The 21,868-nt window shown below is 63.9% G+C and carries 18 protein-coding genes; 6 read left to right on the top strand and 12 right to left on the bottom strand.

What is annotated here, in order from left to right; translation table 11 throughout:
* Window positions 1-20 precede the first annotated feature (20 nt).
* From OOZ48_RS04270 to OOZ48_RS04255, 4 genes are read right to left on the bottom strand one after another with little or no spacing between them, the layout of a single operon-like run.
* Window positions 21-1,538, bottom strand: a complete 1,518-nt coding sequence (locus OOZ48_RS04270; protein WP_269495970.1) for an AMP-binding protein — start codon at window positions 1,536-1,538, stop codon at window positions 21-23.
* Window positions 1,519-2,055, bottom strand: a complete 537-nt coding sequence (locus tag OOZ48_RS04265) for a (2Fe-2S)-binding protein (RefSeq protein ID WP_269495969.1) — start codon at window positions 2,053-2,055, stop codon at window positions 1,519-1,521. The genes OOZ48_RS04270 and OOZ48_RS04265 overlap by 20 nt, the downstream gene beginning before the upstream one ends.
* Window positions 2,039-2,869 carry an FAD binding domain-containing protein gene (locus OOZ48_RS04260; protein WP_269495967.1) on the bottom strand — a complete coding sequence of 277 codons (831 nt, stop codon included), beginning with the start codon at window positions 2,867-2,869 and terminating at the stop codon, window positions 2,039-2,041. The genes OOZ48_RS04265 and OOZ48_RS04260 overlap by 17 nt, the downstream gene beginning before the upstream one ends.
* Window positions 2,866-5,856: a xanthine dehydrogenase family protein molybdopterin-binding subunit gene (locus OOZ48_RS04255; RefSeq protein ID WP_269495966.1), complete on the bottom strand. Its 2,991-nt coding sequence runs from the start codon at window positions 5,854-5,856 to the stop codon at window positions 2,866-2,868. Before OOZ48_RS04255 ends, OOZ48_RS04260 begins: the two co-directional genes overlap by 4 nt.
* 264 nt (window positions 5,857-6,120) lie before the next feature.
* Between OOZ48_RS04255 and OOZ48_RS04250 the strand changes: the two genes are divergently transcribed.
* The 6 genes from OOZ48_RS04250 to OOZ48_RS04225 are packed head-to-tail and all read left to right on the top strand — an operon-like array spanning window position 6,121 to window position 11,702.
* Window positions 6,121-7,308: an ABC transporter substrate-binding protein gene (locus tag OOZ48_RS04250; RefSeq protein WP_269495965.1), complete on the top strand. Its 1,188-nt coding sequence runs from the start codon at window positions 6,121-6,123 to the stop codon at window positions 7,306-7,308.
* Between the two features lie 8 nt (window positions 7,309-7,316).
* Window positions 7,317-8,195, top strand: coding sequence for a branched-chain amino acid ABC transporter permease (locus OOZ48_RS04245; RefSeq protein ID WP_269495964.1), 879 nt, complete (start codon window positions 7,317-7,319; stop codon window positions 8,193-8,195).
* 2 nt (window positions 8,196-8,197) lie between these two features.
* Complete coding sequence (locus tag OOZ48_RS04240) at window positions 8,198-9,193, top strand: branched-chain amino acid ABC transporter permease (RefSeq protein ID WP_269495963.1); 996 nt, start codon at window positions 8,198-8,200, stop codon at window positions 9,191-9,193.
* The gene (locus OOZ48_RS04235) at window positions 9,190-9,933 is read left to right on the top strand and encodes an ABC transporter ATP-binding protein (protein ID WP_269495962.1); all 744 of its coding nucleotides are present in this window, start codon (window positions 9,190-9,192) and stop codon (window positions 9,931-9,933) included. The genes OOZ48_RS04240 and OOZ48_RS04235 overlap by 4 nt, the downstream gene beginning before the upstream one ends.
* 5 nt (window positions 9,934-9,938) lie before the next feature.
* Window positions 9,939-10,649: an ABC transporter ATP-binding protein gene (locus OOZ48_RS04230; protein WP_442867535.1), complete on the top strand. Its 711-nt coding sequence runs from the start codon at window positions 9,939-9,941 to the stop codon at window positions 10,647-10,649.
* A 51-nt stretch (window positions 10,650-10,700) separates the two neighbouring features.
* A complete protein-coding gene (locus tag OOZ48_RS04225) occupies window positions 10,701-11,702 on the top strand; it encodes a LysR family transcriptional regulator (protein WP_269495960.1) in 1,002 nt (333 codons plus the stop codon).
* Here OOZ48_RS04225 and OOZ48_RS04220 read toward each other — a convergent pair.
* The 8 genes from OOZ48_RS04220 to OOZ48_RS04185 all read right to left on the bottom strand — a co-directional run bounded on the left by OOZ48_RS04220 (window position 11,657) and on the right by OOZ48_RS04185 (window position 21,814).
* Window positions 11,657-13,132 (bottom strand): aldehyde dehydrogenase family protein, encoded by a 1,476-nt coding sequence (locus OOZ48_RS04220; protein ID WP_442867534.1) that lies wholly within the window; start codon window positions 13,130-13,132, stop codon window positions 11,657-11,659. The genes OOZ48_RS04225 and OOZ48_RS04220 overlap by 46 nt on opposite strands.
* Before the next feature lie 23 nt (window positions 13,133-13,155).
* Window positions 13,156-13,938 carry an SDR family NAD(P)-dependent oxidoreductase gene (locus OOZ48_RS04215; RefSeq protein WP_269495958.1) on the bottom strand — a complete coding sequence of 261 codons (783 nt, stop codon included), beginning with the start codon at window positions 13,936-13,938 and terminating at the stop codon, window positions 13,156-13,158.
* A 22-nt stretch (window positions 13,939-13,960) separates the two neighbouring features.
* A complete protein-coding gene (locus tag OOZ48_RS04210) occupies window positions 13,961-14,668 on the bottom strand; it encodes an ABC transporter ATP-binding protein (RefSeq protein ID WP_269495957.1) in 708 nt (235 codons plus the stop codon).
* Complete coding sequence (locus OOZ48_RS04205; RefSeq protein WP_269495956.1) at window positions 14,655-16,499, bottom strand: branched-chain amino acid ABC transporter ATP-binding protein/permease; 1,845 nt, start codon at window positions 16,497-16,499, stop codon at window positions 14,655-14,657. Before OOZ48_RS04205 ends, OOZ48_RS04210 begins: the two co-directional genes overlap by 14 nt.
* Window positions 16,496-17,365, bottom strand: a complete 870-nt coding sequence (locus OOZ48_RS04200; RefSeq protein ID WP_269495955.1) for a branched-chain amino acid ABC transporter permease — start codon at window positions 17,363-17,365, stop codon at window positions 16,496-16,498. Before OOZ48_RS04200 ends, OOZ48_RS04205 begins: the two co-directional genes overlap by 4 nt.
* A gap of 61 nt (window positions 17,366-17,426) precedes the next feature.
* Window positions 17,427-18,635 (bottom strand): amino acid ABC transporter substrate-binding protein, encoded by a 1,209-nt coding sequence (locus OOZ48_RS04195; RefSeq protein ID WP_269495954.1) that lies wholly within the window; start codon window positions 18,633-18,635, stop codon window positions 17,427-17,429.
* A gap of 102 nt (window positions 18,636-18,737) precedes the next feature.
* Complete coding sequence (locus OOZ48_RS04190; protein ID WP_269495953.1) at window positions 18,738-19,769, bottom strand: TAXI family TRAP transporter solute-binding subunit; 1,032 nt, start codon at window positions 19,767-19,769, stop codon at window positions 18,738-18,740.
* A 107-nt stretch (window positions 19,770-19,876) separates the two neighbouring features.
* Entirely contained in the window at window positions 19,877-21,814 is a 1,938-nt protein-coding gene (locus OOZ48_RS04185) for a TRAP transporter permease (RefSeq protein ID WP_269495952.1), read from the bottom strand.
* Between the last annotated feature and the right edge of the window lie 54 nt (window positions 21,815-21,868).

Raw genomic sequence — 21,868 nt, 5'->3', positions numbered from 1 at the left:
GGTTTGGTGAAAATTAAGAATCATGCGCGGGCATGCTTTTCCTTGATCACCCGGCGCAGAATCTTGCCGACGGGCGATTTGGGCATCTCGTCCACGAAGACGTAGCCGCGCGGACGCTTGAAATTGGGCAGGCTCGACGAGCGGCAATAGGCGTCCAGTTCCTCGGGACTCACCTCGGCCTTGACCTTGACGAACGCGGTGACCTTTTCGCCCCAGCGCTCGTCGGGCAGGCCGACGACGGCCACCTCGTCGACGGCGGGATGCAGCGACAGCAGGCTCTCGATATCGGTGGGCGATATGTTCTCCCCGCCGCTGACGATCATGTCGTCCACCCGGCCCGTCACGAACAAGTCGCCATCCTCATCGTAGTAGCCCAGGTCGCCGGTCAGGAACCAGCCGCCGCGTATCGCCTTGGCGTCCGCATCGGGGCGCCGCCAATAGCCTTCGAAGGCCTCGTCCCCGGCCAGATCCGCGGCGATCGGGCCTTCCTCGCCGATCGCGGCGAGCTCGTCCATATCATCCGAGCCGTATTTGATGACGCGGATGCGCTGGTTCAGCGCGGACTTCCCCGCGCTGCCCGGTTTGCTGACGACATCGGGTTCTATGGTGCAGGTGTAGACCTCGGAGGACCCGTAGTGATTGACGAACAGCTCGGGCTGAAAGACCTCCTGCAGGCGCTTGACCAGGGCCGCCGTCATGGAAGCGCCCGCGTATCCGAGCTTGCGCACCGAGCTGATGTCGGTCGCCGCCAGATCCGGATGCTGGACGATGTCGTGGTACAGCGTGGGCACGAGGTACAGGTTGGTGATCTTTTCCTGCTGGATGGAACGCAAGGCCAGGGGCACGTCAAACTTGCGCACGCAGACGAAGCAGCCGTTCAGAATGGACATGGCCAGCAGCGAGCGCACGCCCATGGTGTGATAGAGCGGCATGACCCCTAAAGTCCGCTCGCCGCGCGCATACAGGTTCTGCGCGATGTGCGCCAAGGCGGCGGAGCGCTCGTGCTGGTGGCGGCGCGGCACGCCCTTGGGGCGTCCCGTGGTGCCGGACGTAAACAGCATCAGCGACCAGTCCTGCGCTTGCGCGTGGATCAGGTCCGCCGCGGGGGCCGCCTCCAGCAATTCCTCGAAGCCCAGGGTCGCGCCTGCGGCGCCGTCCAGCGCGATCCTGGGCACACTGTCCGCGGAAGACGCGCCCTGGACGGCATCCGCAGACACATCCTCGTAGACGATCGCGCGCGATTCGGAATACTGCAGGCAGTAATCCACCTCGTCGGGCTTGGCCCGCCAGTTCAGGGGCGTCATGACCGCGCCCAGCAACTGGCACGCCCAGTGCAGGCTGGCCATCTCCCAGCGATTCTGCATGATGGCCATGACGCGATCCCCGTGCCCGATGCCGAGCCGGCCCAACCCGCCTTCGATCCTGCGGATCTTTTCGAACCACTCCCCATAGCTCAGGCGTAGATCGCCATCCACGATGGCCAGTGCGTCAGGGCTGCGTTCAACGGATGCTACGAAGCTACGACCCAGATCGAACATTCTCGTCCTCCTCCTTCTTGATCCCGTTTCGCTGCGCCACGACGGCCTGGAGCGCCTGCACGATGTTGGTGTAGCCGGTGCAGCGGCATAAGTGGCCGGACAGCATGTCGCGCAGCTGCGCCTCATCCGGACAGGGCTCCTGCCTCAGGTACGCATCGCTGGACATCAGGATGCCCGCCGTGCAAAAGCCGCACTGCAGCGCATGGTGGTCCTTGAATGCCTGCTGCAGGTCCGTGAGCTCGACGGCGCAGTCGCGGTTCAGGCCCTCGACGGTTTCTATCGAGCGCCCTTCGGCCTGCACCGCGAGCATCAGGCAGGAACGCGCCGGCACGCCGTCGACCTGCACGGTGCAGGCGCCGCAAACCCCGTGTTCGCAGCCGACATGCACGCCCGTGGCCCCCAGCGCATGCCGCAGGAAATCGGACAGGAGCATGCGCGGCGTCGCCCGGGCGCTGCGTTCGCGGCCGTTCAGGATCAGGCCGATGGTTTGCAATGCGTCGCTACGATACGGTTTCATCGAGCACCTCGGTAATCAGTCGTTGGCCCAGCGTGCGAACCAGATGGCGGCGGTAGGCCGCGCTGACGTGCGGATCGCTCTGCGCCTGCAGGTCCCAGGCGAATGCCGCCAGCGCGGCCGGCAAGTCGCCGGCGACGGAGCGCGGCCAGCGCCGTGTCACGGGCCTGTCCGCCACCCCGCCGATGGTGAGGGCGACGTCGGAGGCACTGGCCACCACGGCCAGGCTGACGATGGCGAAATCGCCGCGCCGCAGGGCCACCTCGTCGAACCGGTAGCGCTGCCCCTCGGCGGCCAGCGGGAACCGCACCTCCTCGATGAATTCGCCGTCCTCGATGGCCGTCATGAGCATGCCCGTGAAGAACGCGTCCGCGGCCAGGGTGCGGCGCCCGGACTTGGACCGCAAGACGACCGAGCCCTGCAGCGCCGCAAGGCACAGGGGCAGCTCGGCGCTGGGATCCGCATGGGCGATCGAACCGCACACCGTGCCGCGGCTGCGGATCTGGAAATGGGAAATGTACGGAAACGCGAGATGCAGCAGCGGCACCTCACGGGCCAGCGCCTCGCGCTGCTGCACCCTGGCCTGGGTGACCGCCGCCCCCACGACCAGGTGCCCATCCCGGACATGCATGTAATCCAGCTCGGCACAGCGGGAGATGTCGACCAGCGCTTTGGGACGCGCCAGCCGATAGTTGACCATGGCCATCAGGGATTGCCCGCCGGCCAGGATCCGTGCCTCCGCGCCGTAGTGCCCGAAGGCGTCGAAAATATCCTGTACGCGGTCCGCGCGTACGTAATCGAAAGCACTGGGCTTCATCGGCCTATCCCCAGAAATGCCAGCAAGCGGCGCCACCAGGACGGACGGGCGACGATCGTTTCACCGGACGCCTTGCGGCCCAGCCGCTCGAAGAGCTGCTGCAGGATGACCTTGGCGGCCCCTTCGAGCATGCGGCTGCCGACGGCCGCGACCTTGCCGCTGACCGCGATGTCATAGTCGTATGCCAGGCGGGTGCCTCCCGCCATCGGCTCGAGACGCACGGTGCCGCTGCCCTGCGCCGTTCCCAGGGCGCTCATGCCCTTGCCGCCCAGCGACAGGCCATGCGGCGGATCGAGGTCGCTGAGGGTGACCTGCGCCTGGTAGCGCGCCTTGACGACGCCGATCCCGATCGTGACTTCCGCACGGTAGGTGTGCTCATCCACCTGTTCCAGGGCATGGCACCCCGGGATGACGCTGGCCAGCGCATCCGGATCCATCAGGACGGCATAGACCCGTTCGGGGGGCGCGGCCAGTTGCACCGTACCGGACATGCGCAGCGTATCGCGCCCCGCGCGGCTGCCGTCGGCCGACGCCGCCGGGGCGCGGGACGCCTCGGCCGACGGGGGCTCGGGTTCCGGCTCGGCCAGCAGCGCATGCACGCGCGAGGGCGTGAGCGGCAAGCGGACATCGGCCACCCCCAAGGCATCGGCCACCGCATTGGCGATGCACACCGGCGTGCTCATGTTGTTGCCCTCGCCGATGCCCTTGGCGCCCAGGGGCGTGTAGGGCGACGGGGTTTCGAGGTGCACGATGATGGGCTCCGGCACCTCGCAGGCGGTGGGCATCAGGTAATCCGCCAAGGTGCCGGACAGGAAGCTGCCGTCGGCCCCGTACCGGTACTCCTCGAGCAGGGCCGCCCCCAGGCCTTGGGCGAATCCCCCCCGTATCTGGCCCTCGGCCAGGGCGGGATTCAGCAGGCAGCCGGCATCATGGGAGGTCACGTAGCGGTCGATGCGTACCTGCCCGGTGGCGCGATCCACTTCCACGGCGCAAATATCAAAAATGAATCCATAAGCCGCGGAACTGTTGATCACGTCCTTGTCATCGGGCGCCTCGGCCTGAGGCGGCGACCAGAAGACCGTTTCGCGCAGGCCCGGCTGCATATCGGCGGGCAGTGAACCGGGCGACCAATGCGTCAGGCCCGCCACGCGATGGAAACGCAAGCGGCGATCGGGCGCCTCGCTGGAATAGAGCGTGCCGCCGGCGAACTGTATCGTGTCCGGCGGCGCCTGCAGGGTATCGGCGGCGATCTGCGCCATTTTTTCGCGGATCCGCAGGGCGGCCACATGGACGCTGCCGGCGACAGCGCCGGCAAAACGGCTGGAGTAGTTCCCCGCCGCGATCGACCAGGCATCCTTTTGCGTGTCCAGCTCGGTGTTGACGATGATGTCCTCGGGCGCCAGGCCCAGCACATCGGCCACGACCTGGGCGGTGGCCGTGCGGTGCCCCTGGCCCCCGGGGACGGAGTCGATGATCACCGTCACACAGCCCAGCGGATCGACGCTGACGGTCGCGCTGGCGATCGCGCCGTTCTTGGGGCCCGCCTTGGCGCGCGCCTCGGCCGTCATGACGGTCGTGATATAGCCCATATTGGAAATGGACGGCTCGACGACGGCGGCGTAGCCGATGCCGTACAGCCGGCCGGCCGCGCGCGCAGCCTGGCGGCGCTGCAGCAATTCGTCCAGGTTGCCGCGGCCGACCGCCAGGGCCAGCGATTCCTGGTAATTGCCCGAGCCGATGAGGGCGCCGGCGGGCGCGCGATACGGGAATGCATCGGGCTGGATCAGGTTGCGCCGGATCACCTCCAGCGGATCGAGGTCCAGTTCGACCGCGATGCGCTGCATCAGGCGCTCCAGCGCGAAGTACATCTGGGGCCCGCCGAAGCCGCGCACCAGGGCGCTGGGCGTCTTGTTGGTCAGTACGACCCGGTTGCGCACCGCCAGGTTGCGCACCCGATAGGCCCCCGTCATGATGCCGTGCATCCGATACAGCGTGGCCGGTTCCGGGGCGCGCAGATAGGCGCCGCAATCGTCCATCTGGTCATAGCGCAGGGCGGCCAGGGTGCCGTCGGCCTGCACCGCGGCCTCGATCGTCGTGACCCGGTTCGGGGCGGCGGCCGAGGCCATCAGGTGCTCGTAGCGGTCTTCCACCCATTTGACGGGCGCCCCGGCCTTGCGCGCCGCCAGGCACAGCAGGGCCACGTAGGTCGAGACCGCCTGCTTGACGCCAAAGCTGCCGCCCGAGTCCTTGACGAAGCGCAGGCGCAGCCTCGAGCTGCCGACCTTCAAGGCGCGCGCGACCACCGTATGGATGGCAAACGGCCCCTGGAAGTTCGACAGCACATCGTAGCCTTCGCCACCCGCCAGGTATTCGGCCACGACGACGAACCCCTCGATCGGCGTCGTCGAGTTGCGTGGGTAGTGGATCGTCAGGGACACGCAGTGTTCCGCGGCCTCGAAGGCCGCGTCGGGATCGCCGTAGGAAAAATGCCGGTCGGTGACCACATTGGAGCCCACCGCCTCGTGCAGCACGGGCGCCTGCGCGCCCGCCGCGGCCTCGGGGTCGACGGCGGCCGGCAACTGGCGGTATTGGACCTCCACAAAATCCAGCGCGTCCTCCGCCAGGTATCGGTCCTCGGCGATCACGACCGCGACAGGTTCCCCGACGTAACGCACTTTGTCGATGGCCATGCACCAATGCTCCATGGGCTGGTGCACGCCGACGGGAAACGGCGCCGCCCATTGCCGGACGTCCGCACCCGTGAGCACGGCCCGCACGCCGGGCAGCTGTTCCGCGGCCGCCGTATCGATAGACACGATTTCCGCATGGGCATGCGGCGCGCGCAGGATCGCAGCCTGCAGCGTGCCGGGTTTGACGCCGACGTCATCCGCATAGTGTCCCCGACCGGTCAACAGGGCCGCGTCCTCGACGCGCAGTGCGCGGCGACCCACATGCGGGCCTGATTCATTCACCAATTCGGAACTCATGTCTCTGGCTTTCCGGCTGTAGTATTCATATCCAACCATGGTAGAACAAAGCCTGCGCCCAAGTCTTTATCATGTAGTGCTTGTATTTACCTATCAGTATGATTTACTTGCTTAAAATGGCACCGCCGTCGGACGGAAAATCCTTAAAAAAGACCCAGAGATAAATCAGCGGACACGCTGATAATGGTTTTCGTATCCACTCCCTATAAGATAAGTCGCTGGTACATCGGGACTTTCTAATCATAAGGACGGAGACTCGCAATCATGAACAAAGTCATTTGTCAGTTCGCCACCGGTATCACGGCGGCCTTGGTGGCTGCCGCCTGCGCACCCGCATTTGCAGCCAACGACCAACCCATCAAAATCGGCGTGCTGACGCCGCTGTCCGGCGCCTATGCGCCCATCGGCCAGCAGGTCAAATGGGGCACCGAACTGGCCGTCGAGGAAATCAACGCGTCGGGCGGGATCGCCGGCCGCCAGATCCAGCTGATTTTCGAGGACGGCGAGGCGGATCCCGCCGTCATGACCCGCAAGGCGGAAAAACTGTTCCAGAGCGACAAGGTCGATTTCCTGACGGGCGTGGTCAATTCGGGCGGCACCATTGCAGTGGGCCAGGTGGCCGAGCGCAACAAACGCCTGGCGTCCACGACCGTTTCGCTGTCCGATGCCATCACCGGCGTCCGGTGCTCGCCCAATCTGTTCCGCGTCAATGCGCCCGGCGGCATGCAGGCCACCGGTCTGGTGCAATGGATCAAGACCCATCAAGCGGACGCACGCATATTGGCGGTCGGCCCGGACTACGAAATGGGCCGCAATACCGTCGCCGGTTTTGTCAGCACCGCCAAGGAGGCCGGCCTGAATATCGTGGGCGAGCTGTTCCCGCCGCTGGGCGAAAAGGACTTCACGTCCTATTTCGGGCAAATCCGCCAAAGCCGTCCGGCCATCATCTATACCTCGACGGCCGGCAACGACACTGTGCGTTTCTTTTCCCAGCTCGAGGAATACGGCTTACGCAGCCGCATGACTCTGGCGGGCGCCTCCGTCGCCGTCACCGCGCAGAATATCCAGGCGATGGGCAATACCGCCGAGGGTTTCGTGACCGTCGCCGGTTATTCACCCGACCTGGATACGCCGGAAAACAAGAAATTCACCAGCGACTTCCAAAAGAAGACCAATGCGACGCCCGACCTGTACGGCGCCGACTCGTACGGCGTGGTGTATTTCTATAAGGCCGCCGTCGAAAAAGCCGGCGGCACCGACACCGACGCGGTGCGCACCGCGATGCGCGGCCTGACCTGGGATACCCCCCAGGGCAAGAAAGAAATGCGCGCCGGGGACCACCAGGCCATCATGGACGTGTATGTCCTGCAGGTGAAGGACGGCAGATTCACCATCGTCGACAAGATCAAGGGTGCGGACGCCGCGGGTGCGGATACGTGTGAGCGTTTCTAAGAACCGACATGATCGAATATCTGCAATTCGTCCTGGGCCCGCAGGTCATCAACGGCCTGACGATCGGCGTGGCCATTATTCTGGTGTCCCTGGGGCTGAGCATCATATTCGGCTTGCTGGACGTGGTGAACATGGCCCATGGCGAGTTCTACGCCATGGGCGCGTTCGTCAGCATGACGCTGTACGCCCTGGGCCTGGGGTTCTGGGCGGCGCTGATCATCACGCCGCTGCTGGTGATGCCCATCGGCGCCCTGGTGGAACGAGGCCTGATCCGGTTCGTCTATCACAGCCCGGACCGCCACACGCTGACCCTGCTGCTGACGATCGGCCTGTCCATCATCCTCAAGGACCTGTACGACGTGCTGTACGGGCCCAACACGATGAAGCCGGACAATCCCATTTCAGGCGTGACCGAGATCGCGGGCATCATCATTCCGAATTACCGATTGTTCCTGCTGGTGTTCGGCACGGTGATCATCACGCTGACCTGGTTCGTGCTGTTCCGGACCCGCCTGGGCGCCGTGATTCGCGCGGCCGCCCATGACAAGGACATGACGGCCAGCCTGGGGGTGCCCGTGCGCCTGATCTATTCCGGCGCCTTCGCCTTCGGCATCTCGCTGGCGGCCTTGGCGGGGGTGTTGCTGGCGCCGATCTATTCCGTGTTTCCCACGATGGGCCACGATTTCATCCTGCTGGCCTTCACCGTCGTCATCGTGGGCGGGATCGGCAGTTTCTGGGGCACGGTGGTGGCCGGCCTGCTGCTGACGCAGATCGAATCCATCGCCAGCCTGTACATCGCTCCCAACTGGGGGGAACCGCTGATCTTCAGCATCATGATCGCTGTGCTGATCGTCCGCCCGCAGGGCCTGTTCAATTGGAGCCGATGACCGTGGGTGCGCAAAAACTCAATGGAACGGCCAGCACCAGGTTCCTCGCCTGGCTCTTTTTCATCGTCGCCATCGCCTTCGCCATCGTCGCCGGCATCAGCCAGGAAACCTTCTATCTGCGCCTGGCCACCGAGGCCCTGATTTTCTCGGGCATCGCCCTCAGCGTCGATCTGCTGCTGGGGTATACCGGGCTGTTCTCGCTGGGCCAGGCGCTGTTTTTCGGCATGGGCGCCTACCTGACCGCCCTGCTGCTGACGGAGGGCAGCGGCTATGGGTTCTGGAGCGCACTGGGCCTGAGCCTGCTGGCCTCCACCGTCGTGTCGCTGATCATCGGAGCCATCGCCATTCGATCCAAAGGTGTTTATTTCATCCTGATCACCTTCGGCCTGGCCCAAGTGGCCGGCCAGTCGGTCTACAACACGCGTTCCCTGGGCGGATCGGACGGCATCACGGGCATTCCCGTGCTGGACATCGACTTTGGGTTCTTCAATGTGAACCTGGGCGACCCGGTCAGTTTCTTCATGTTGTCGCTGGCCTTCGTCCTGGTGTTGTACCTGGGGCTGCTGTACCTGACGAGCACGCCTTTCGGACGCGTGCTGATCGCCATACGCTCGAACGAGGAGCGCGTGCGCGCCCTGGGCTACAACCCCTGGCGGTACAAACTCGCATCCTATGTGATCGCCGCGGACGTGGCCGCGCTGGCCGGCACCCTGTACCCGCTGTTGCGCGGCTTCGTGTCCCCGGAACTCATGTATTTCGACATCTCGGTCAATGCCGTCATCATGGTGATCCTCGGCGGCACGGGCACGCTCATCGGGCCGCTGTACGGCAGCGTCTTCCTGATCGCCCTCAAGACCTTCATCAGCAGTTGGACGCTGCACCACGGCATCGTCATCGGCATCATCTTCATGCTGACGGTGATCTTCTTCCCCGCGGGATTCGTCGGCCTATACAAGCGACTGGCCACTGCCATCACACGACGGGGGCAAACCTCATGACGGACGTCATCCTCAACGTGGACGGGGTCAGCGTATCCTTTGGCGGCTTGCGCGCCGTCAACAACGTCAGCCTGCAGGCGCGCGACCGGCAGATCACCTCGGTGATCGGCCCCAATGGGGCGGGCAAGAGCACCTTGTTCAATCTGATCGTCGGCGCGATCCGCTCGCACGCGGGGCATGTCCGCTTCCAGGGCCAGGACATCACCGGCTGGCCGTCAAACCGCATCTGCCGGGCCGGCATGGCGCGTTCCTTCCAGATCACCAAATTATTCTTCGACCTGACGGTGGAGGAAAATCTGCGGCTGGCCAGCCAGTTCCTCGAGGCCGACAGCCGCCTGCTGCAGCCCCTGGCCCGCAGCACACGCGCCGATGCCAAGGCCCGGGAGCTCCTGGAGCGTTTTCTATTGACCAAACGCCGCAACGATCTGGCCGGCTACCTGTCCCATGGGGAGCAGCGCCGGCTGGAAATCGCCCTGGCGCTGGCGAGCGAACCCCGGATGCTGCTGCTCGACGAACCCACGCAGGGCATGTCGCATGGCGATACGGAAGACACGAAGAGCATGATCCGCGATATCGCCGAGGACATCGCCGTCATGCTGGTGGAGCACGACATCGAACTGGTGATGGACTTGTCGCACTGGATCGTCGTCATGCACCAGGGCCAGAAATTGGCCGAGGGGGTCCCGCAAGAGGTCCGGGCAAACCCGGCGGTACGCGAAGCCTATCTCGGAGAGGCGTGAACAATATGATATTGCGTATGTCGGGGGTACACTCCTACTATGGCTTGAGCCACATCCTGCAGGGCGTGGATCTGGAAATCGCGGCCGGCGAAATCGTCGGCCTGTTCGGCCGCAATGGCGTGGGCAAGACCACCACGCTGCGGACGATCGCCGGATGGGTCAAGCCGGCGCAAGGGGACATCTTTTTCCAGGACACGAGGCTCGACAGTCTCGAACAGGATGCCATCGCCCGCCAGGGGGTCGCCTTCATTCCCGAAGACCGGCGGATATTTCCGGGACTCAGCGTCGAGGAAAACCTTCAACTGGGGCTGCTGCAGAACCCCAAGCTGTCCAAGGCCGAACAGCGCCAGGGCCTGGGCGACATTTACCAGCGCTTCCCCAGGCTGCACGAACGCCGGACGCAGGCGGGGATCACGCTCTCCGGCGGCGAACAGCAGATGCTGACGATCGCCAGGGCGCTGATCGGCCGTCCGCGCCTCATGCTGATCGACGAGCCCAGCGAAGGCCTCGCGCCCATGATCGTCGACGATATATTCACACTGCTGGAGGAACTCAAGAAGGAAGGGGTGTCCATCCTGTTGGTGGAACAGAACGTCAAGCGATCGTTGACGGTGGTGGACCGCTTCTACGTCATGAAGCGGGGCAGCATCACACTGGCCGGCAAGGCAAGCGAACCCGCGGACCAGGCGCAGCTCCTGCGGGAGATCGCCCTATAAGCGCTTTGCAGCCGGCGGCCACCCAGCAGAAACCCAAAGCAAAGGGGGACGATGATGGAGTTACGCCAGATTCAGTATTTTCTCTGCTTGTTCGAGGAAGGCACCGTGACCCGGGCGGCCAAACGGCTGAATATCGTTCAACCCGCGCTCAGCATGCAGATCGCGCGGCTCGAAGAGGAACTCGACCAGAAGCTCTTCAAACGCAGTCCGCGCGGGATGCAGCCGACGACGGCGGGCCGCCAGATGTACCAGCTGTTTTCCCCCATCATGCGCGACCTGACGCATGCACGCGAACAGCTGCTGCGCACCAAAGGGGAACTGCGCGGCCACATCAATGTCGGCATGATCGCGTCCATCGCCCATGGGGTCCTTGCCAACACCCTGCTGGAATTCAAGAGCCAGCACCCCAAGGTCAATGTGACGATTGCCGACGGCTATAGCGCCATATTGGCGGATTGGGTGGCCGGCGGCCGGCTGGACGCCGCCATCATCAACAAACCGACCCGCCCCTTGGGCCTGGACATGGAGGTCATCACCGACGAGGACATGGTGCTGATCACCAGCGTCGATCATCGGCGCGCCCTGCCCGACGTCGTCCCCTTGCGCATCGTCGACACGCTGGAGCTCGCCCTGCTCACGCGGCATCATGGCCTGCGCGGCATCATGGAGTACTACGCCCAGGGGGCGGACATCAACCTGTCGCCGACCATCGAGTCCGATTCGGTCACATCGATCCTGAATCTGGTCAGCCATACGCAGTTGGCGACCATCCTGCCGGGCATCACCTTGAGCGGGCAGCCCTGGAGCCCACGCCTGCAAACCCATCGCATCGTCGAACCGACACTGACCCGCCGTGTCGTGTGCGTGACCCATCCCCGCCACCCGCTGAATCAGGCGACCTCGGCCTTTATCGAATTATTGACGCAGCATCTGCAATCGATGCAGATCGGCGCGGGCGCCCCGAAAGAGCCCGCGCCGCAAACGTACGACTTCATGCGGGCCATCTCTCAGGAGATCGCGGTCGACGTGCCGTCGACCACGCCGGCGCTCTGACAGATGTGCTTGATCTCGGTAAAGTCGGCAAGGGCGTCATAACCGTGCAGGCGGCCCAGGCCGCTGCGCCGATAGCCGCCTGTCGCGGCCTCGGCAAAGAGCTGATTGTGGTCATTGATCCAAACCGTTCCGTCGCGTAGCGCACGGGCCACGCGCCAAGCTCGCGCCCCGTCGCGCGTCCACACGCTGGCGGACAAGCCGTAGACGGTATGATTGGCGCGCTGCACGGCTTCGCGCTCGTCCTCGAAACGCTCGATCACCACCAGGGGGCCAAAAATTTCCTCCTGAATGAAGCTGGCACCGGTATCCCGATGCGCAACCAAGGTCGGCAGCATGAAGCAACCGTGCTGGAACCCATCCCGAGGGCGCCCCCCGCGCAGAATCACCTCGTCCGCCGTTTGCAGCACCTCCTCGACGCTGGCGGCGACGCGGTCCCGCGCCTGTTCATCGATCAAGGGGCCATACTGCACGCCATCCGCCAGCCCATTGCCCATCCGCATGGCCGCGAGGGCCCGCGCCAGGGATTTTTTCATGGCGTCAAAACGCGAGGCGTGCACCAGCACCCGCCGTGCGGCTGTACACTGCTGCCCGGCGATGATCATGGCGGCGGCCGCGAGCTGGGTCGCCACGGCGTCCACATCCACGTCGTCGAACACCAGGCAACTGGACTTGCCACCCAGTTCCAAAGAAAGTTTCTTCATCGTCGGGGCGGCCGCCGCCATGATGCGCTGGCCCGTGGCGTTCGAGCCGGTGAAACTGATGACATCGACTTGTGGGGACTCGACCAGGCGCTGGGCTACAGCATGACCTTGCTCGGACACGAAGTTCACCACGCCGCCGGGCAGTTGCTCATCGTCCTGCAAGGCACGCATGAGGGCGGCCGACAGCAGCGCGGTTTGCGGCGCTGGCTTGACCACGGCGGTGCAGCCCGCCGCCAGGGCGGGGGCCAGCGAACGAATCAGCAGGATGGCCGGCGCATTCCAGGGCACGATGATGCCGGCCACGCCCGCCGGCTCCTTGAGCTGGCTGGAAAACACGCCAGGCGCCACCTCCAGCATCTGTCCCGGGATATAGCGCGCTACGCCGGCGTAATAGCGGATTTCCGAGACGCTGCCGCGAATCTCGCCGCGGGATTCCGCCAGCGGCTTGCCATTCTCGAGGGTCAGCAGGCGGGCGAGTTCCTCGCCTTGCGCCTCGATACGATCCGCCCAACGCAGCATGACCAGCTGGCGCAAGCGCGGGCTCTGGGCCCATTCGGGACGCTCGAACGCCCGCCGCGCTGCCGCAATAGCAGCATCGGCATCGGCCTGGCCGCCGTCGGCGAACTCGCCCACCAGGCTGCCATCGGCCGGATTTCTGCGCTGTCCCGTGCGCCCGTCGCCGGCCGGTTGCCACTGGCCGTCAATCAGGTTATTCACCTTCAAAAGCATCGTCATACTGTTTCAACCCTCATTCAATGCATGACCGAACCACCGTCGACCACCAACGCCTGCCCCGTCACAAAGTCGCTGGCGGGCGACACCAGGTACAGCAAGGTGCCGGTCAGATCCTGCGGCAAGGCGTCGCGCTGGATGGCGCGGCTGGCGACGTTGTTTTCAGAGACCTTGCCCTGCCAGGCCGGGTTGTCGATGACATTGGCGCTGCGGGTCAGGCCCGGGGCCAGCGTATTGACGCGAATGCCATGGACGCCGACCTCGCGGGCCAGCGCCCGCGTGAGCGACAGGATCGCACCCTTGGACGTCACGTAGTGCAGCAGCATGGGCGTGCCCTTGAACGCCGTTCCAGAAGCAATGTTGACGATCTTGCCGTAGCGCTGCCTGCGCATGGCCGGCAACACCGCCTTCGCGCACTCGAACGCACCGCGCACATTGACGGCCATGAGGTGGTCCCACTCATGGCTGTCGATCTGCTCGAACGGCTTGGGCGTCAGGTGGCCGAACAGCGCCGCGTTATTGATCAGGATGTCGATGCGCCCGAAGGACTGCAAGGCGGCCTGGGCCATGGCCTCGACCGAGGCCGCATCCGTGACGTCGGTATGCTGGTACTGGGCACGGCCGCCAGCGGCGCGTATCCGCGCCACGACATCGCCGCCGTCCAGCACATCGGCCACCAGCACGGCGGCGCCATGCGCGCCCAGCATCAAGGCATATTCGGCGCCGATGCCCTGCGCCGCACCGGTCACGATGGCGACCTTGCCGCTCAGCACCGGTTCGGTTCGTCCGGGATCTGTTTCCATTTCAGTCTCCATGCAGGCGCCCTCAGGCCAGTCCGAGGAACTTTTCGTTGAATTGCGCATCGCCCAGGATCTGCTCTCGAGAGCCCTCCAGGACCGTGCGGCCGTTCTCGATCACGTAGGCGTACTCCGCGAACTCGAAGGCGCGGTGCACGTTCTGTTCCACCAGCAGCATCATGACGCCGCGAGCCGAGATTTCGACCAGGGTTTCGATGATTTCCCGCACGACCAGCGGCGCTACACCGATGAAAGGCTCGTCCAGCAGCAGCACTTGGGGACGCGACATGAGCGCCCGGCCGATGGCCACTTGCTGCTGCTGGCCGCCGCTCAGCTCGCCGGCGCTCTGGCGCGATTTTTCCTTCAGGATAGGGAAAAGCTCATGCACTTGGCGAAGGCTGTCATCGATGTGCGCCCTGGCCTGCGGCGAATAGGCGCCCATCAACAGATTCTCGTGCACGCTCATGGCGGGGAACAGCCGTCGGCCCTCGGGTACCAGGGCAATCCCCGCCGCGACCGTCTCGACCGTGGAATGCCGATGCAGTTCGCGCCCCTGGAAACGGACTGTGCCCGCCGCAAGCGGCAGCAGCCCGCAAATGGCGCCCATGGTGGTCGACTTGCCGGCGCCATTGGCACCCAGCAAGGCGGCCCGCTGGCCGAGCTTGACCTCGAGGCTGACATCCCACAAGGCACGGACGTGCCCGTAGTCCACCGCAATGCGCTCAAGCTCCAGCATGGCCGTCCTCCGCATGAGCACTGCCCAGATAGGCGTTGATGACACGCTCGTCGCGCACGATCTCCGCCAGCGGGCCATCGGCGATCAGGCGGCCATGATCCAGCACCACCACCCGGTCCACCACCTGCGCCAGCGCCGAAAAAATATGCTCGATCCAGATCACCGTCATCCCCAGTTCGTCGCGCATGTCGCGGATATGCCGGGTAAAGCGGGCCACCTCGGCCGGCGTCAGGCCCGAGGCCACCTCGTCGACCAGCAGCAGCCTGGGGCGGCACGCCAATGCGCGCGCGAGTTCGAGCGCCTTTTTTTCCTGCAGCGACAGGCCCTCTGCCAGGGAACCGATGCGCGCCGACAGGCCGGCATAATCCAGAAAGGCCCGCGCCTGCGCCAAGGCGGCGGACGGCCGCAGTCGCGGATCCTGATACATCAGCGGAATGGCGACGTTCTCGTCGACGGTCAGGTCGCCGAAAGGCCGGGGGATCTGATACGTGCGGCCCACGCCGATCCGCGCAATCTGATCGCGGCGCAGGGACCGGATGTCCTCGCCAAACAGGACGATTCCGCCGCTGGTCGGCTCGAACACCTTCGAGATGCAATTGAACAGGGTGGTCTTGCCGGACCCGTTGCCGCCGATGAGCCCGACGATCTCGCCCTGGTGCACACGCAGGTCCAGTGCATCCACCGCGATGTTGCCACCAAAGGCCTTGGTCACCTTTTGACAATCCAGGACCACGGCCTGGCGGTCGGCCGCCTGTGGCACCAGGGGCAGGCTGGTGATGGCGACCGCCGCGCCATGGACCTCGTCCGGCCCGTCGGGGGCAACACCCCTAGTCGCCGTGCCGCCCGTGCGCCGGCGATACGCCGCGCCCAGCGCCCGTGCCCAGCCTGCGCGCAAGATGCCGCCCGGCATGTAGCGACCGATGAACAGGATGATGGCACCATACACGGTGGCATTGAACATCGTGACGTTAATCAACAGCCACTGCTGGATGATGGCCAGCACCAGCACACCCACCAGCGGCCCCCAGAGCAGGCCCGAGCCACCGAGCAGGGCCATGGCGATCGGAATCAGGGCGACGTCCAGTCCAAAAACGGTCGGCGGATCGATATAGCTGAGTTGCCAGGCCTGCAAGGCGCCAGCCAGCGCCGCAAAGCCGGAACTCAATACCAGGATCCTTGTTTTTGCCGACTGGATGCGCCCGCCCATGGTCTCGAGCACGAGCTCGTCATTGCGGATGCCGCGCAAGGTATAGACGAAACGCGACCGATCCAGCAGCACGGAAGCCAGAAACGCCAGCGCCGACAGAACCACGGCAAGAACAAAGGTCAGGTCGCGGACATTGTGGGCAGGCAGCATGACGCCGTCGGCCCCATGGGTGATCGATGACAGGTTATAGGCCAGGATCTCCGCCAGCGGCAATAATGCAAGCGTCGCAAAGGCGAAATAATCCCCCCTGAGGCGAAACAGCGGGAAAGCCAGGACGACCGCCACCGCGGCGGTGAACAGTACGGCCCAGATCAACGCCAGCACCGGTGTGGTATGTGAAGCCAGGGCTAGGGAAAATGCGTAGGCGCCCACGCCATAAAAACAATAATGGCCCAGATTGATATAGCCCATCTCGCCAGCCACCCAATCCCAGCTTTGCGCCAGCGTATAGGCGATCAGCACCGTGAAGACGAAGGTGACCATGTAGGGGCTGGCGAAATGCGGCATCGCCGCCAGTGCGGCAATGACCAAAACGGCCAGCGATCCATAGACGAACGGCTGCAGCCCCGCATGGACCGGCGCGTCCGGCTTGTCGTCATGCGACAGATTTGCTGGATTCGTCACGCTGTCTTCCTCGAAAAGCCTTGCGGACGCACGACCAGGATGACCAGCAGCAAGACCACGCTAATGGCAGGAGCCCACTGTGTGTCCCAGTACAGCCCGGTCATGCCCTCGGCGACGCCCAGCAGGATGCCGGCCACCAATGCGCCGGGCAGATTGCCGATGCCGCCGAGGATGATGATGGTGAACGCCTTGACGGTCAGGCCGAAGCCCATGTAGGGATCCACCGGATAAGTCAGCACATACAGCACGGCCGCGATGGCGACCGTGCCGGCGCCGAATGCAAAAGTCATGGTGCGCAGCCAGACGCTGCGCACGCCACACAATTGGGCCGCCACCTGTTCCTGCGTCACCGCGCGGATGGCGCGGCCGAACCACGTGCGCGTCAGCACCAGGTGGATGGCAAGCGTCAGCAACGCCGTTGCCAGGAGGATGGCCAACTGCATGCGCGGGATGACCACATCGCCGATGATGTACACCCCCAGGCGAATCGGGATGTTCTTGGGCGTCGCCCCCGCCAGGACCGAGGTGACGTCGCTGAGGATCAGCAGAGCGCCCACTGTCACCAGCACCGTCCCGACGGTCGATTCGAACGGGCGCCGGGCGCCCAGCGGGCGCAGCAATGTGAAGTAGAAGGCGCCACCATAGGCGAATGCGCAAGGCACCAGGATGAGCGCGATCCATAGGGGATTGAGACCCGCCAGGTACAGCAGGCTGGCGATGACGCCGATGACGGCCAGCAAGGTGCCGTGCGCGAAATCCAGGATGTGCACCACCCCATAGGTCAGCGACAAGCCGAATGCAACGAGCGCATACAGCCCGCCCAACATGACCCCGCCAATCAGGACTTGCAGAAAGACCTCAATCAATGCCGCCTCCTTGTGCCGGCCCGCCGCCGGGGAGCCGGCGGCCAGACCATGTCCCAGTCGCTCACTTGGACGCCGTCGCAGGCCAGCGCAACTGTGCCGTGGCGACATCCTTGGGCCAGACCACGACCGCCTTGCCGTCCTGCAATTGGATCGTAAAGGCGCCTGTGTTGGGGAAGCCGTTTTCGTCAAAGACAATATCGCCCGCGGGGGACTTGAAGGTGCCGCGATACAGGGCCGCCTTGACCTTCTCGCGATCGACCGCGCCGGCTTTTTCAACCGCCTGCATCATGACCAGGTACGAATTCAGCCGCGCCAGGGTCCAGATGTAGTCGAACATATCCACATTGGAGCGCTCGAGCACCGTGTCGATCAGGTCGCTGTAGTCCCCTTTGACCCCCTGGTACCAGACCAGTTCGCCGGTCCATCCCTCGATATCCGCGCCGACCTGGCGCTCGAGCGAGCCCGTCAGCATGGTGTGATGGATGTCCATCGCCTTGATCTGCATTTGCGCCATTTGCTGGACGAGCGGCACGGAAGCCCCGTCAAAAGAGCTGATGTAAATGATGTCGGGTTTCTGCGAACGAATTTTTGCAAGGACCGCCGTAAAGTCCTTCTGGGTGCTGGAGAACATTTCCGAACCGACGACCTCCAGGCCCTGTTCCTCGACCTTCTTGCTCCAGACCGTGGTGATGCCTTTCATCACCGGATTGTCCTCGGTGACGAAGTAAATGGTCTTGGGCTTTGGATCGACGTTCTTGAGCATGTCGAAGTAACGCTCCGACCAGCGCGGCACCACCGGCGCGGGCGTACCCCAGACGTACTTGAACCCGCGCTCGTAAATGGACGGCGTCGCCACATTCGCCATCACGATGGGCACCTTGTGGCGTTCCGCCACCGCCGGCACAGGCCCCCCGATGGACGACCAGTCGGGTCCCACCAGGAAATCCACCTTGTCGACCGACACCAGGCGTTCATACAGGCTGACGGCCGTCGCGGGCACGCTCTGGTCGTCATAGATGACGAATTCAATGGGCAGGTTCTTGTTGCAATCCTTGACCGGTATGCCGCCGCGCTTGTTGACCTCCTCGGCAAAAATCTTGGTCATGTTGCGCCAGCGATCCGCCAGGGTCGAAAAGACGCCGCTTTCGGATAAAGTCGTTCCCAGGACGATGGGGTCGTCGCAACTGCCGAGCTTGGCCGCGGCCGGCTGCGCAACAGCCAAGCCAATGACCGCGCTGGTCGCAAGCGTCAAACATAGTCTCGTTTTCATGTTGTCTCTCTCCTTGTGAACCACACTGCCCCGGTGTTTTACAGGGGGGCGCTTCAAGCCGGTTCAAGCGTGCGCCGGCAATCCTGGGCCCGTATGGCGGCTCTACCGCAGGCCGGCTTCCTTGAAATAGGCCTCGGCACCGGGGTGAATGGTCCCGCCGATCCGCTGCGGGTCCGATGCAATCTGCGGCGTCCAATCCTTCATGGACGCGAGGCTGCCTTTGAGTTCGTCGATGCCCGCCAGAATGGATTTGCAGATGGAATAGGCCTCGTCATCGGACATGGCGCTGGAGGCATAGATGCCCGTGCTCCAGCCGACGCCCTTCACGGGGTAATCCTGCTTCTCGAACATGCCGGCCGGCATCGTGGCCTCGGAGAACCCGTATTTCTTCAGGTATTCAATGGCATGGTCCTGCAGTCCGAGGAAGCGCTGGCCGGGCGCAATCGACAGTTGTGCGGTATTGGGATGCCCGGGCGTGGTGATCCCCATCACCATATCGAGGCGGTTATCCTGGAACAGGTCGGTAATGACGCTGAGACCAGAGCGCACGACGTTGCCGCCATATCCCTTGATATCGTCGTAGGTGATGCCATTGGCCTCGAGGATCAGGCGGGCCATGTACTCGTTCAGGCTGCCGTCGGGACCGGTGCCGATCCGGACCGGAAGCTTTTTCTCCTTGATGTCGGATAGTTTCTCAAGCTCGTAGCCGTTCCTGACCGTGACGCGCTGCCAATACTGATCCAGGCCGCCCAGCAAGCCCCGGATATTGCTGATCGGCTCCTTGAAGGGGCCAACGCCCTGCTCGGCCCAGGCCACGACGGGCGGGAAATTCAGGCCGACGTCGGCATCGCCGCGGGAAACCAGAAAGGTGTTGGCAATCGCCATGGGCGTGCTCATGACCTCGACGCTCGACCCGTTCGGCAGGCCCTTCAACAGCACGTTCCTGAAAGCGCCGCCCATGGCATACCAGCCGCTGCCGGTGCCGGCCGTGGCAAACCGGATATGGGCGGGGTCCGTGACCATCTTTGCGCCTTCCGCTGCCGCGGCCCATGCCGCGGGGATGCCATATGCGGCATTCAATGCACCGAGACCGATCAGCTTGATCACGGTTCTGCGGGAATTCAAATTAGACATGTCTACTCCTTGGTTATGGCCTCGAGGGCTGTATTGCATCAGCGACCTTCCAATCCGGGTCGCTCGGTTTCTGAATCCCCTTGCCGGGCGAGCGGACCGAAGGGGCTTCAGGCAAGTTTTCGGACACGAGCCCCTTGGCTAAGCCATACGATCGCCAGTATGGCCAGCCCGATGCCCACATACACGGCATCGAAAGACAAGAACGAAATCCCGATTGAAAGCATCAGGACGTTTTCCAGCTTTGAATTATGCGTACGCCAAAATCCCGAAAAACACACGGCCATGATGTAGCAGCTGGCCAAGGTCACGAGACTGTGCAGGATGATGATGTGCACCGGACCTTCCAGCAGCAGGGCGGGACTGCGGACCAGGGCGAACGCCACCAGAAAGCCCGCAAAGCTGTTTCTCAGCGCGATCCACCCGGTTTTCCAGACGTCCGCCCCCGCGATGCCGGCCGCGACGAACGTCGCCAGCGCCACGGGGGGCGTCACCATGGACAGCACGGCGAAATACAGCACGAAGAAATGGATGGAAATCAGGGGCAGATCCAGGATCTGCAGCGCCGGCACGGCCAGGATGGATCCCATGATATAGGCCGCCGTGGTGGGCATGCCCATGCCCATGATGATGACCATCACCATGACGATCAGCAGGGACGGGATCAGATAGCCGCCGGATATGGCCAGCATGAACCCCCCGAAAGTCAGGCCCAGGTTGGTCATGGAGGCAACGCCCACGATAATGCCCGCGCCGGCGCAGGGGATTGCAACCGTCACCGCGGCCCGTCCGCCGCTTTCCAGCGCCAGGATGGAATCGACGACGATATCGCGCGCGGTCGTGCCCACACTGCGGAAAAAGCCCTGGCCATTACGGGTCTTTTCATACAGCCTGGTCAGATAGGCCAGGATGATCGTCAGCGCAACAGCGCGCAAGGTGGACGAGCTGAGAGACCTGCCGGCGAATATATCGTAGACCAGCGACACCACTGGAATGAATAGATAAAGCCGCAAAAAGGTGGACCGCCAGGTCACATTCAGCGCCGCTGCAGAAACACCCTTGATATTGTGCTTCTTGGCGCTGCTGTCGATGACGAAGAAAAGCGCCGCGTAATACAGCAGCGCCGGAATGATCGCGGCGATCGCGATATTCCGATAGGATTCCCCCATGAACTGGGCGATCAGGAAGGCGGCAGCCCCCATGACGGGCGGCATGATCTGCCCGCCCGTCGAGGCTGCCGCCTCGACGGCGGCGGCCTCCTCCGCGCTCAGGCCCGACTTGCGCATGGCCGGGATCGTAAAATTGCCGACGATCGCCGCATTGGCCGTCGCACTGCCGCTGATGGCGCCGAACATGGTGGACCCGATGACCGCGACCTTAGCCATGCCGCCGCGAAAACGCCCAACCAGCAAAGTCGCCAGATCAATGAACAGTTTTCCGCCGCCGAACGTTTCCAGGAACGCGCCAAACAGCAGGAAATACATCACCTGCGTATAGGACACGATGCTGGGAATCCCGAATATGCCTTCATTCTGGAGCGTCTGCAGCTCCAGAAATCGCCTGAAGAACGACGCCGTCAATTCGCCGCCATGCGCCACGGCGCTGATGCCAGGAATGCCGCGCATCGCCGTACCGCTGAACTGATAGACCAGAAACGCCAGGATCACAAAGGTCAGGCCCCTGCCCAGCAGCCGCCGCGTCGCCTCGACGACGAGAATGACGGTGAGCACGCCGACCACGAAATCACCCGGCGTGACGGGATCCACGCCCGCGATGCGGGTGGTGATACGGCCCTGCTCTATATAAAAGTACGCGGCGATGCCGATGCAGATCAGCACGCTGGCAATATCGAGCCATCGCGCGCTGGAGTAATACCTGGAATCCGGGTTCTTGATCAAGGGCTTGCTGAGAAACACCAGGACTGCCGCGAACATGACGTGGATCGGGACCGCCACCATCAGGTCCAGCGGAGTTCCATAAACCACGTAGATCTGGAAACAAGACCAGAGGATCGCAAATATCGAGAGCGGATTCAAAAGCTTTCTCATTATGGCTGCCTTCTATGCTTTCATCGGGTTTCGAGTTTTGCAGCGGTGGGGCGA

This window comes from Castellaniella sp. S9 (assembly GCF_027257175.1).
Classification (GTDB): Bacteria; Pseudomonadota; Gammaproteobacteria; order Burkholderiales; family Burkholderiaceae_B; genus Castellaniella.
Note: the sequence above shows the minus strand (reverse complement) of the source record. Positions and strands in the feature narration are given on the sequence as shown.

Excerpts from the sequence above, each read along its gene's own strand:
- OOZ48_RS04270 (WP_269495970.1), bottom strand. The coding sequence starts at position 1,538 with ATGTTCGATCTGGGTCGTAGCTTCGTAGCATCCGTTGAACGCAGCCCT.
- OOZ48_RS04265 (WP_269495969.1), bottom strand. The coding sequence starts at position 2,055 with ATGAAACCGTATCGTAGCGACGCATTGCAAACCATCGGCCTGATCCTG.
- OOZ48_RS04260 (WP_269495967.1), bottom strand. The coding sequence starts at position 2,869 with ATGAAGCCCAGTGCTTTCGATTACGTACGCGCGGACCGCGTACAGGAT.
- OOZ48_RS04255 (WP_269495966.1), bottom strand. The coding sequence starts at position 5,856 with ATGAGTTCCGAATTGGTGAATGAATCAGGCCCGCATGTGGGTCGCCGC.
- OOZ48_RS04250 (WP_269495965.1), top strand. The coding sequence starts at position 6,121 with ATGAACAAAGTCATTTGTCAGTTCGCCACCGGTATCACGGCGGCCTTG.
- OOZ48_RS04245 (WP_269495964.1), top strand. The coding sequence starts at position 7,317 with ATGATCGAATATCTGCAATTCGTCCTGGGCCCGCAGGTCATCAACGGC.
- OOZ48_RS04235 (WP_269495962.1), top strand. The coding sequence starts at position 9,190 with ATGACGGACGTCATCCTCAACGTGGACGGGGTCAGCGTATCCTTTGGC.
- OOZ48_RS04230 (WP_442867535.1), top strand. The coding sequence starts at position 9,939 with ATGATATTGCGTATGTCGGGGGTACACTCCTACTATGGCTTGAGCCAC.
- OOZ48_RS04225 (WP_269495960.1), top strand. The coding sequence starts at position 10,701 with ATGATGGAGTTACGCCAGATTCAGTATTTTCTCTGCTTGTTCGAGGAA.
- OOZ48_RS04220 (WP_442867534.1), bottom strand. The coding sequence starts at position 13,132 with ATGCTTTTGAAGGTGAATAACCTGATTGACGGCCAGTGGCAACCGGCC.
- OOZ48_RS04215 (WP_269495958.1), bottom strand. The coding sequence starts at position 13,938 with ATGGAAACAGATCCCGGACGAACCGAACCGGTGCTGAGCGGCAAGGTC.
- OOZ48_RS04210 (WP_269495957.1), bottom strand. The coding sequence starts at position 14,668 with ATGCTGGAGCTTGAGCGCATTGCGGTGGACTACGGGCACGTCCGTGCC.
- OOZ48_RS04195 (WP_269495954.1), bottom strand. The coding sequence starts at position 18,635 with ATGAAAACGAGACTATGTTTGACGCTTGCGACCAGCGCGGTCATTGGC.
- OOZ48_RS04190 (WP_269495953.1), bottom strand. The coding sequence starts at position 19,769 with ATGTCTAATTTGAATTCCCGCAGAACCGTGATCAAGCTGATCGGTCTC.
- OOZ48_RS04185 (WP_269495952.1), bottom strand. The coding sequence starts at position 21,814 with ATGAGAAAGCTTTTGAATCCGCTCTCGATATTTGCGATCCTCTGGTCT.